Origin of the sequence: Streptomyces sp. NPDC050263 (assembly GCF_040655955.1) — a bacterium.
Taxonomy (GTDB): domain Bacteria; phylum Actinomycetota; class Actinomycetes; order Streptomycetales; family Streptomycetaceae; genus Streptomyces.
On the sequence record NZ_JBFAKW010000024.1, the window covers coordinates 20,460 to 32,041 of the forward strand.

The window sequence follows — 11,582 nt, forward strand, 5'->3', positions numbered from 1 at the left end:
GCAACAGGCGAACTGGGGGGAATTTCATGGGAGTTATCGGCAAAACCCTGCCGACGGCAGCCGTCGCGGCCGCGCTCGCGGGCGGAATGCTGTCCGCAACGCCCGCGCATGCCGTGGTGGGCGGCACCACGGCCACCACGTCCGACTGGATGGTGCAGATCCACGTCACCAAGCCCGACGGAAGCGTACGCATCTGCAGCGGGGCGGCCGTGGCGGCGCGCAAGGTGGTGACGTCCGCGGGCTGTGTGGCGGGCGCCGACAGCGTGCGGGTGGCCTCCGGCACCACCAGCCTCCTGGCGGAGACGGAGATGGACCCTTGGAGCGAGGACTCCAAAGCCTCCGCGGTGAGCCGGACCTGGACGGCCCCGGGCTACGACGCCACGACCGGCCGCGACGACATCGCCGTCCTCACCACTGTCGACCTGCTGCACACGTTCACCTACGTGCGGCTCGCAGCCTCGGACGACACCGCCGCGAACACGCCCGCGACCGTCGGCACCTTCTCCGGCTGGGGCAGCACCAGCGGCGCCTCCCAGGCTCCCTCAACCAACCTGCGCAAGGCGTCCCTGGCCGTCCGGCCCGACGCCGAGTGCGCCGAAGCCGCCGGCTCGGCGTGGGTGCCGGGACGGATGTTCTGCGCCGGTCTCCCGGCGACGGGCCAGGACGCCGGCAGCGTGACGCCGTGCACCGGGGACGAGGGCGGCCCGCTGATCAGCGACAACCGCCGCCTCATCGGCGTCTACTCACGCGCCACCGGCTCCGGCTGCACCGCCGACGGCAGCAACGCGGTGTTCACCAAGGTGAGCGCCCTCATGGGCGAGCTGGGCGCCCGGGTCAACGACACGAGCCTGAGCGGCGACGGCCTGGCCGACGTGTTCGCGATGACTCCGAACGGCAGGCGGTACGAGTACGACAGCACCGGCAGCGGCCTGAAGTCCCGCAGTCAGTGGCCCACCCTCGCCAAGCCCTACAGCCGCTACCGCCAGGTCGACCTGAACGGTGACGGATACCAGGACTACGTCTACCGGACCGCCACGGGCGATCTCTACCAGAGCTACGACACCGTCGTGTACGAAGGCTGGGGCAACTGGATCCGCGACCGCTACGAGATGAAGATCGGCAACGGCTGGAACAGCATGCAGTCCATCACCGTCCCCGGAGACGTCAGCGGCGACGGCACCCCCGACATCGTCGCGGTGGACGGCAACGGCGTGCAGTGGGTCTACCCCTTCAGCACCGGGGGCCGCCGGGGCCTCACCGGACGCTGGAAGACCGGTACCGGCTGGGCCGGTTACACCCTCTTCGGCAGCGGCGACTACACCGGCGACGGCAAGCCCGACCTGCTCGCCCGCGACACCGCCGGCCGCCTCTGGATCTACAAGGGCACGGGCCGGGGCGACGCACCCTGGCAGGCCCGCGTCCTGGTCGGCCGCGGCGGCTGGAACTACACCGCGTACGTGGCCTCCGGGGACACCACCGGCGACGGCAAGGCGGACTTCTACACCCGGGACAGCGCCGGAACCCTCTGGCTCTACAAGGGCACCGGCAACGCCTCGGCGCCCTTCCAGAACCGGGTGCGGATCGGCGGCGGCTGGAACATCTACAGCCTGCTCAGCTGACCCGGAGAACACGAAGTGGCGCCCGGCCGGGAAATCCGGCCGGGCGCCACTTCGTCGGCTCTACTGCAACGCGTCAGGCGCCCACGATCTCCCGCAGCCGCTCCTCGAACGGGATGAGCGTCGCCTCGCGGGTGTACGTCTGCGCGTGCTGCTGTGCCACCGCGCGCTGGTCCGGCGTCAGATCACGCGCCGCCTTGCCCGCGGCCACCATCGACGCGGCGAGCGCGTCCACGTCCAGGCTGTTGGCGTTGAACCACAGCGGGTAGCCCTCGAGCACGTCCTGCGCGGCGATGCCGGGCTGGTGCACGGAGACGATGGGGTGGCCGGACGCCATGTACTCGAAGATCTTGCCGGAGGTGACGTACCGTCCGCCGCCCGCGAGGAAGACCAGCACGTCGGCCTCCTCGTAGACCCGGCTGACCTCGGTCTTCGAGACCGGGCCGAGGTAGCGCAGGCCGGTGTCCTCCACGCCCTCCAGGTGGTTGCCCTCGTCGTCGAGGCCGAGGCGGGCCTTGAGGGCGCCGGGGCTGTTCTTGAAGAAGCCGAGGTGCCCGTGGATCTGCAGTTCGGCGTCGGCCAGGTCGGGATGACGCCGGGCGATCTTGAAGGCCTCGGCCATCTCCTCGACCGGCTGCTTGGCCGTCAGGGTGCCGAGGTAGGCGAACTTCAGCGGCTTCGGCTGGTCCTGCTCCTGCCCGGCGGCTTCGGCGGCCTCCGCCGCGGCCTTGGCCACGGCTTCCTTCTCCTCGGCCGTCGGCAGCACGTCCGCGTCCCAGCCGTTCGGCACGACCATCATGCGGTCGGCCACCTCCGGGTAGCGCTCGGCGTGCCAGCCGCGCAGGGCCTCGTTGACGAAGACGGAGGCCGAGGCCTTCGCCAGCATCCGCTTCTCCCACCCCCACGCGATGTGGCCCTCCGGGAAGGCCGGCTCGTCGTGGAAGATCTCCAGCGTCCACGAGTCGCGGTAGTCCATGACGTACGGAACGCCCGTGAGCCGGTTGAACATCCAGGCGGCCCCGAACGAGGCGAACGGGTTGCCGGTGGCGACGACCACGTCGAAGCGCTTCTTGGTGTGCAGCTTCAGGGCCCGCATGACGGACGCCCACGCCCAGGAGGAGTAGCGCTCGGGGAAGAGTTTGGTCTGGCTGAACTTGTAGACGCGCTGGGCCATCAACGGGAAGCTGCGGCGCAGCCAGCTGAACTCGCGCAGGTCGTTCTGCCACGAGTACTTGTTCAGCTCCGGCCGCTCCACGTGGATCCGCGGGTCGACGGTCTTCGACAGCTCCTCGTCGACGGATCCGATCACGTCGTAGAGGAAGTCGAACGGCGCGGCGCAGACGGTGACGTCCCAGCCCCTTTCCACCAGATGGTTGGCCGTGGCCCGGGCGCGGTAGACGCCACTCGCCCGCGACGGCGGGAAGTAGAACGCCAGGTAGAGCACACGGGGGCGCCGGTCGCTACGGTTCTTCATCGGTCTTCCTCGGTAGGTCAGCGAGCGGCTGAGGGCTGGGCGGGCGCGGTCGCGGGGGACGGTACAGCTGTTTCGACGCTGTAGGCGATGCGCGGGGTTCCCCGGCCGTCGGAGGAGTTCCAGAACTCCGTCAGCTCCACCGCGCGGGGAATGGACAGGGCGTCGGCGACGACGATGAGGTCCGGGCCGCCCTCGGAGCCGAAGCTGCGCCGGACCATACGGGTCCCGGCGGCGGGCCACAGCTTGCGGTGCACCGGCAGGAACACGCGGCGGTGCACCCGACCGGCCACGCCCTTCTCGTACGCCTTGAGCGCCTTGTCGGTACGCCCGCGCAGCCGGCCGCGGCCGATGGCGCCGGCGACGCGCCGGGGGACCCGGTAGAGCACCGCGCGCTCGATGCGGCGCGGCAGATGGCGGGCCTCCAGCTCCTCGAACGTGACCAGTCGCACGCCCGGCGCGAAGGTCTCGGTGTCCCAGGGCTTCTTCTGGCCGACGAGGACGACGACCTTGCCGCCGGCCGCGACGACGGCAGCGGATTCTTCGACCACGGCCCGCTTGCGCGCGGCGCCGACGGCCAGGAACAGTACCTGCATGTCACTCCATCACGGCGAGTCGGGGAACCAGAGTCGGTAGTGCGCCTGGGCCACGGCCTCGTAGCCGTAGTCGGCCGCGAGCTTGGCCTGGGCGCGGCCGAGGTCCAGCCCGCCGTCGAGGAAACGGGCGCGCAGGCGGCGGAAACCGTCGCTGACCGACTCGGCGTTCTCTTCCACGTCGATGAGTTCGCCCGCGGCGTCCTCGATCCCGGCGAGGATCTTCTGGGGTCCGCCGCACCGGGTGACCAGCACCGGCAGACCGGCGGCGAGTCCCTCGACGATGGTCATGCCGAACGTCTCGTACCGGCTGGGGTGCACCAGCAGGTCGTGCTCCCGCATCAGCTCCAGCGCCCGCTCGTGCGGGATGGCGCCGAGCAGTTCGACCGCGTCGCCCAGGCCGAGTTCGGCGATGCGCTCGGTGAGCGGGCGGCGCAGGGGTCCCTCGCCCGCCAGGGTGAGGGTGAGGGTGGGGTCCTCGGCGTGGCACTGGGCAAACGCCTCGAGCAGCCAGTTGACGCCCTTGTGCTCGCCCAGGGTGCCGAGGTAGATCCACTTGACGAGGTCCTTCACCGGCTCCGGGCGCGGTTCGTCGAAGGAGATCGGATTCGGTATGCGCAGGATTTTGTCCGCGTGGTGCGGGAACTGCTGCTCGAGGATCTCGGTGATCTTGTCGCCGACGACGAGGAAGCCGGTGACCCCGTTCAGGAGTTCGTCGTACAGCTCGACGGCCTGGGGGTCCTCGAAGACCTTGTCCAGGAACGAGGCGTGTTCGGTCACGAACACCTTGGCGTCGGGGCGGGCGTTCTTCAGCGCGGCCCAGCCGCTGGGCATCCCCACGTGGGCGTGGACGACGTCGGCCGGAATGGGCTTGCCGCCGAGGAGATTGCGCAGCTGGCGCTCGTGGTTGAGGGTCTGGGCGCCGTAGTTCTGGCCGCGCGGGACGGTGACGGGGAACTGCACGAGCTCGGCGCCGCCCGCGGTGGGCACCCGGTTGACGGCGAGGGGCATCAGCTTCGCGTTGGCGGCCTCGACCGCCTCGGTGCGCGCCGCGTCCATCGGGGCGACCCACGGGTCGCAGTGGTAGACGGTGAAGCGGTCGCAGCCCGGTGCCGTCGCCGCCACCATCGCGTGGACGAACGACCCCCGGAAAGGCAACTCCCGTGTCGGATACCACGGCGTGACCACGGCTACATCCCGGGGTGCTGCCTGCTTCATGTCAACTTCCTTATGGATCGCACGAGGACGCGTCACATTATCACCGGCTTTGCCACCGGCCGACGCCAGGACCGGACCGCGCCGGCCCTGGCGTACGGGGGGACGGAGACGGTCAGCGCCCGCTTCGGACGAGGCTCTGCCACTCCTCGAGGATACGGACGACGTTGTGCGAGGCCCGCCCGTCGCCGTAGGGCGTGCCCTTGTCCGCGGTCGGCGCGGGACGGGTGACCGTCGCGGCCCACTCGTCGGCGGACAGCGTGTGCGGGTCGGGCACCAGGAGGTTCCAGCCGGTCTCGACGGTCTCGACCCACTCCGTCTCCGGACGGATCGTGGTCGTGACGCGCTCCAGCAGGAACGCCTCCTTCTGGAGACCGCCGGAGTCGGTGACGACACCGGTCGAGGCCAGCACGGCGGCGACCAGACCGGCGTAGGGCAGCGGGCGGCCGACGTGGAGCGAGCCCTTCGTGAGCTCGATGCCGTGCTCCTTGGCCCGGGCGACCAGACGCGGGTGGGCGAGCAGCGCGACCGGCACCGGCAGCGCGGCCAGCGAGTCGACGATCGCGGCGAGCCGCTCGGGGTCGTCGGTGTTGTCCGGCCGGTGGATCGTGGCCAGCAGGAACGGCTGCGCGGGGTCGATGCCCTCGGGCAGCGCCGGCAGCTGGTGCTCGCCGGCGAGCACGGCGTCCCGGATGCGCAGGCAGATGTCGACCATCACGTCGCCCGCCAGGACGGAGCGCTCCTTGAGGCCCTCGTCGGCGAGGTGCCGCATGGCCTCCTCGGTCGGGGCGAGCAGGACGTCCGCGCAGTGGTCGGTGAGGACGCGGTTGTGCTCCTCCGGCATACGCCGGTTGAAGGAGCGCAGGCCCGCCTCCAGGTGCGCGACCGGCAGATGCATCTTCACGGCCGACAGCGCGCCGGCGATCGTGGAGTTGGTGTCGCCGTACACGAGGACCCAGTCGGGCTGCTCCCGCTCCAGGACCGGGTCGAGTGCGGAGAGCACGGCGCCGGTCTGCGTCCCGTGGCTGCCCGAGCCGACCCCGAGGTGGACGTCCGGGTCGGGAATGCCGAGTCCGTCGAAGAAGACGTCGGACAGATCGGCGTCGTAGTGCTGCCCGGTGTGCACGATGAAGTGCTCGTGATCAGTCCCGGCGAACGCGGCCGCGATGGGCGCCAGCTTCACCAGTTGGGGCCGGGCTCCGACAATGCTGATGACTTTCACTGCGCACTCTTCATTCTGGCTCAGGGCGGTGGGGGACTGACGCCATCATAAGGTCGGCGCCATGCGGGCCCCGCACCCGCTCCGTCCGGCAGGACGGTACGGGTGCGGGCCCCTCGCTTCGCTGATCGGGCGTTCGGTCAGCCGCCGATGACGACGCGGCGGACGCCCTTCCAGGCCTCCGGGTCCGTCGTACGGCGACCGTCGACCAGGACGGTGACGTCCGGCAGGTCGGCCGGGGTCAGGGTGCGGTACTCGGCGTGGTCGGCCTGGAGGATCGCCGCGGTGACCTTCTCGCCGGCGTGCGGGGCGAGACCGTGGGCGGCGAGCTCCTCGTCCGTGTACATCGGGTCCGAGACGTAGGGGACCGCGCCGCGCGCCTTGAGGGCCTCGACGGTCGGGAAGACGCCGGAGAAGGCCGTCTCCTTCACACCGCCGCGGTAGGCGGCGCCCAGCACCAGCACGTTCACCCCGGTCAGGTCGCCGTAGGCGGCGGCCAGCAGGTCGACGGCGTACTCGGGCATCGCGGCGTTCGCCTCACGGGCGGAGCGCACGACGGTCGCGGCCGGGTCGTTCCACAGGTACATCCGCGGGTAGATCGGGATGCAGTGACCGCCGACGGCGATGCCCGGCTGGTGGATGTGGCTGAAGGGCTGCGAGTTGCAGGCCTCGATGACCTTCTTGACGTCGATGTCGTTCTGGTCGGCGAAGCGCGCGAACTGGTTCGCCAGGCCGATGTTGACGTCCCGGTAGGTCGTCTCGGCCAGCTTGGCCAGCTCGGAGGCCTCGGCAGTGCCCAGGTCCCAGACGCCGTTCGGCTGCGGCAGGTCGGCGCGCTCGTCGAAGTCGAGGACCTCCTCGTAGAACGCCACACCACGGGCCGCCGACGCCTCGTCGATGCCGCCGACCAGCTTGGGGTAGCGGCGCAGGTCGGCGAAGACCCGGCCGGTCAGCACGCGCTCCGGGGAGAACACCAGGTGGAAGCCCTCGCCCGCGGTCAGACCGGAGCCCTCGGCCAGCATCGGCGCCCAGCGGGTGCGGGTGGTGCCGACCGGGAGGGTCGTCTCGTAGGAGACCAGCGTGCCGGGCTTGAGACCCTGCGCGATCGCCTTCGTCGCGGAGTCCATCCAGCCGAAGTCCGGGGTGCCCTCAGCGTCCACGAACAGCGGGACGACCACGACGACGGCCTCGGACTCGGCGACCGCCGCCGCGGTGTCCGTGGTCGCGCTCAGCAGCCCGGCGTCGACGGCCTGCTTCAGCTTGACGTCGAGGTCGTGCTCGCCGGGGAACGGCTCGACGCCGGCGTTGACCAGCTCGACGACCTTCTCGTTGACGTCCGCGCCGATGACCCGGTGGCCCTTGGAGGCGAACTGCACGGCCAGCGGGAGGCCGATCTTGCCGAGTGCTACTACACAGATGTTCATGGAGGGTCGCTACTTCCTTTTGGAACCGGTCGGCTTCTTGAAACCGGCGGACTTCAACTTTCTGACGCCGACCGCTCTCACGCGGCCGGCCAGGGACTTCAGCTTCCGGGGAGGAGCTGCCACCGCCCGGAGGATCAGTGCCCTCTTCGGCGGGTGCATCTGGGCCGTGTCGATCACGACCCGGCCCTTGTCGTTCACCAGGGCCGACGCCCGGTAGGGGTCCCCCTCCCGCCCCCACTGGCGGGCCAGCGGCATCGGCAGGTCCGTGCCGCGCACGGGGATCTCGTACGTCGTACCGACGAGGGTCACGTACAAGCGCAGACCTCGCTTGGCGGTGACGTACTCCAGCGGGATCCGGGCGTGCAGCACGCCGGCGGCGCCGTCCTCGGCGGGCTTCACCACCTGCTCGCCGACCGTTTCCGGGAGCTTGGCCCCGCTCTTCAGCTTCAGTGCGCCCGGCTTGTCGGCCGACTTGGGCATGGCGCCCGTCGCGAGCCGCAGGCTGACCCCGTCGAGGCCGCCGAGCACGGGCACCCGCACGGACACCGTGTAGGTGAGGCCGTCGCCCTCCTGCTCCCAGTCGGAGGCGAGCAGTCGGGTGCCCGGGGCGAGCTGGGCGGCCACCGAACCCCCGGGCAGCACCTCGAACACGCGGTCGGACAGGCCGAGGCGCGGGTCGCGGAAGCCGGGGTAGCGGGCGAAGGCGTGGTCGTCCTCGACGAGGAACGTGACGCCGGATTCCGCCTCCGAGCTGATCATCGTGGACAGCTCGTCGACCGCGCCGGCCTGGGCCAGCGCGATGCGCACCCGGCGCTTGACGTCCATGGCGTCCCGGATGCCGTCGGTGAAGTACGCGTCGGCCAGCTCCGCGATGCCCGCGCAGATCCGCCGCTGGAGCTCGCCGTCCAGGCCCGGGAAGTCGTCCTGGACCAGCTTGGCCAGCTCCCAGGTGAAGTGCCGACGCAGCATCGCGTCCCGCTGGGGACCCGCCTCGATGAGACCGGCCGCGGAGCCCATCATCTCGGCGGTGCATTCGAGCCGGGAGAGGTGGTCGGCGCGGTAGGTGATGTTGCTGTTGTCGCCCCGCTTGACCGCGTAGTAGCAGGTGTAGTTGGCGACCACGGAGATCTTGCGGGCCCGCACGAGGGCCTCGATGGTGAACGGCTGGTCGCTGCCCACGGCCATGTGCTCCGGGAAGCGCAGCCGGTGCTTCTCGACCAACTCCCGGCGGAACAGCTTGGTGTTGGCCAGGGTGTAGGGCACCCCCGGCTCGTCCAGAGCGACTTCCCGGTTGCCGTGCTGGTAGAGCTCCTGGTGCACGTACCGGCCGTTGGTGCCGACCATCTTGCCGATCACGACGTCCGAGCCCTGCTTGTCGGCGTACTTCACCATGCGCTCGAGAGCTTCCTCGCCGAGGTAGTCGTCGGAGCCTATGAAGTACACGTAACGGCCGGTGGCCACGTCCAGCGCTCGGTTGCTGGGCGCGGCCGGGCCGCCGGAGTTCGACTGGTGGATCACTTTGACGGTGTCCGGATACAGCGCCGCGAACCGATCCAGTTCGCGGCCGCTGTCGTCCGTGGAGCCGTCGTCGACGGCGACGATCTCCAAGCGCTCACGTCCGATGGTCTGTTTGACCAAGGAGTTCAGGCACTCCGTCAGATACGGCATCGTGTTGTAGACCGCGACGACGACACTGACGTCAGGCGCAGCACTCATGCTCGGGCTCCTGGTCTCCGCCAGCCGGAACGGCTGGGTCCTGCGGGGAAAGTCTCACAGAACATAGGAGTCCTACCGAGCACGCACCGTTCCCCCGATGTGTGATGCTCAGCTGCCATGGACGGCCAGGTCCTCCACCGGAAGGGTAACGCTGGTGTTCGTCGTGGCCGATTCGAGGAGCGCGGCGGCCACCTCGACCGTGCGCATGCCCTGACGCAGGGTGCAGATGTCCGCATCCTTGCCGAGCACCGCGTCCCGGAAGAGCTCGTGCTCGACCTGGAGCGGCTCGCGCTTCGGGATGGCGTACCGGATCATGTCGCCCTCGGAGACGCCGCGGAAAGCCCGCAGGGCCTCCCACTCGGTGGTCACCGCGGCGTTGGAGTGGAACGTGAGGTCGGCGGTGAGGGTGTCGGCGATGAAGCAGCCGCGCTCACCGGTGACCGAGGTGAACCGCTCCTTCAGCGGGCTCAGCCAGTTCACCAGGTGGTTGACCATGGTGCCGTCGTCGAGCCGGCCCACCGCGGAGACCATGTCCTCGTGCTCACGACCGCTCTTGGAGACGGTATGCGCGGCGATGGACACGTACTGCCGGCCGGTCACCCAGCCGGTGAGGTCGATGTCGTGCGTGGCGAGGTCCTTGACCACGCCGACGTCCGCGATGCGGTGCGGGAAGGGACCCTGACGACGGGTGACGACCTGGTAGACGTCACCCAGCTCGCCGGCCTCCAGCCGGGCCCGCAGCGACATCAGCGCCGGGTTGCACCGCTCGATGTGACCGACGCCGGCCACCAGACCCCGCGACTCGAACGCCTCGACGAGACGCCGGGCGCCGTCGACGGACTCCGCGAGCGGCTTCTCGACCAGCGCGCACACGCCGGCCTCGGCGAGCGCCAGACCGACCGGCTCGTGCAGCGCGGTCGGGCAGGCCACGACGGCGTAGTCCACGCCGAGGGCGATGAGCTCCTCGACGGTGTTCAGGATCGGCGCGCCCTGGGCGGCGCCGAACTGGTCCCCCATCGGGTCGACGACGCCGACGAGGTCGACGCCGTCCAGACCCGACAGGACACGGGCGTGGTGACGCCCCATGGAACCGAGGCCGACGAGTCCCGCTCGCAGCGACTTCCCGGTGCTCACAGTTGCTCCCCCAGAGCATTGACGGCGGTGACGATGCGCTCCAGGTCCTGCGTGGACAGGGCCGGGTGCACGGGCAGCGACACGACCTCGGCGGCCGCGCGGTCCGTCTCGGGCAGGTCCCAGTCGCGACCCGCCTTCTGGTCCGGCTCCCAGTACGGCTTCAGCCGGTGGATGGGGGTCGGGTAGTACACCGCGTTGCCGATGCCGGCCTCGGTCAGCTTGGCCATGGCGGCGTCGCGGTCGCCCTGGATGCGGACCGTGTACTGGTGGTAGATGTGCCGAGCGCCCTCGGCGACCTTGGGCGTGATCACGTTCGGCGCGGTGATGTGCTCGGTGAGGAACGCGGCGTTGGCGATGCGCTGCTCGGTCCAGCCGTCCAGCTTGCCGCGCTGCACACGGCCGATCGCGGCCGACACGTCCGTCATCCGCACGTTCACGCCGACGATTTCGTTGGCGTAGCGCTTCTCCATGCCCTGGTTGCGCAGCAGGCGCAGGGTCCGCGCGGTCTCCGCGTCCCCGGTGGAGATCATGCCGCCCTCGAGGCTGTGCATGTTCTTCGTCGGGTAGAAGCTGAACGTGCCCGCGGCGCCGAAGGCGCCGACCGGGGTGCCGTGCAGTGCGGCCGCGTGGGCCTGGCAGGCGTCCTCGATCACGGCGAGCCCGTGCTGCCCGGCGATCTCCATGATCTTGTCCATGGCGGCCGGGTGACCGTACAGGTGCACCGGCATGATCGCGGCGGTGCGCGGCGACAGGGCCGCCTCGACCGCGGCCGGGTCCAGGCAGAACGTCTCCGGGTCGATGTCGACGAAGACCACGTCGGCGCCGACCAGCCGCACCGCGTTCGCGGAGGCGGCGAAGGAGAACGACGGCACGATGACCTCGTCGCCCGGGCCGAGGCCGAGGGCGAGGAGGGACAGGTGCAGCGCGGAGGTACCGGAGTTGACCGCGACGCAGTGGCGTCCGGCGACCAGCTCCGAGAACTCCTCCTCGAACGCGGCCACCTCGGGCCCCTGGACGACCATGCCACTGCGCAGCACGCGCACGGCGGCCTCGATCTCCTCCTCGGAGATCACAGGCTTGGCGGCCGGTATGAACTCATGGGCGTCGGTCATCGACATCCCCTCCTCGTACGGCGACCTCGAAGGCGCACCACGTCACGCGTCGTCGGGAAGGGGCCGTGTCGATGCTCAGCAC

General features: G+C 70.4%; 9 protein-coding genes. 1 reads left to right on the plus strand and 8 read right to left on the minus strand.

The features are described from left to right. The first annotated feature begins 26 nt into the window (after positions 1-26). Positions 27-1,619, plus strand: a complete 1,593-nt coding sequence (locus AB0J04_RS14075) for a trypsin-like serine protease (protein WP_363168637.1) — start codon at positions 27-29, stop codon at positions 1,617-1,619. 73 nt (positions 1,620-1,692) lie between these two features. Here AB0J04_RS14075 and AB0J04_RS14080 read toward each other — a convergent pair whose 3' ends face one another. The 8 genes from AB0J04_RS14080 to AB0J04_RS14115 form a co-directional block, all read right to left on the minus strand. Continuing rightward, positions 1,693-3,090, minus strand: coding sequence for a glycosyltransferase (locus tag AB0J04_RS14080; protein WP_363168638.1), 1,398 nt, complete (start codon positions 3,088-3,090; stop codon positions 1,693-1,695). 17 nt (positions 3,091-3,107) lie between these two features. Next, complete coding sequence (locus tag AB0J04_RS14085) at positions 3,108-3,683, minus strand: hypothetical protein (protein ID WP_363168639.1); 576 nt, start codon at positions 3,681-3,683, stop codon at positions 3,108-3,110. Positions 3,684-3,692: 9 nt separating this feature from the next. Then, positions 3,693-4,898, minus strand: coding sequence for a glycosyltransferase (locus AB0J04_RS14090; protein WP_363168640.1), 1,206 nt, complete (start codon positions 4,896-4,898; stop codon positions 3,693-3,695). 112 nt (positions 4,899-5,010) lie between these two features. After that, entirely contained in the window at positions 5,011-6,117 is a 1,107-nt protein-coding gene (gene wecB / locus AB0J04_RS14095) for a UDP-N-acetylglucosamine 2-epimerase (non-hydrolyzing) (RefSeq protein ID WP_363168641.1), read from the minus strand. Positions 6,118-6,254: 137 nt separating this feature from the next. Beyond that, positions 6,255-7,538: a nucleotide sugar dehydrogenase gene (locus AB0J04_RS14100; protein WP_363168642.1), complete on the minus strand. Its 1,284-nt coding sequence runs from the start codon at positions 7,536-7,538 to the stop codon at positions 6,255-6,257. Positions 7,539-7,547: 9 nt separating this feature from the next. Further along, positions 7,548-9,254 (minus strand): glycosyltransferase family 2 protein, encoded by a 1,707-nt coding sequence (locus AB0J04_RS14105; RefSeq protein WP_363168643.1) that lies wholly within the window; start codon positions 9,252-9,254, stop codon positions 7,548-7,550. Between the two features lie 108 nt (positions 9,255-9,362). After that, positions 9,363-10,340 (minus strand): Gfo/Idh/MocA family oxidoreductase, encoded by a 978-nt coding sequence (locus AB0J04_RS14110; protein ID WP_363168689.1) that lies wholly within the window; start codon positions 10,338-10,340, stop codon positions 9,363-9,365. Between the two features lie 44 nt (positions 10,341-10,384). Then, the gene (locus tag AB0J04_RS14115; RefSeq protein WP_363168644.1) at positions 10,385-11,500 is read right to left on the minus strand and encodes a DegT/DnrJ/EryC1/StrS family aminotransferase; all 1,116 of its coding nucleotides are present in this window, start codon (positions 11,498-11,500) and stop codon (positions 10,385-10,387) included. Between the last annotated feature and the right edge of the window lie 82 nt (positions 11,501-11,582).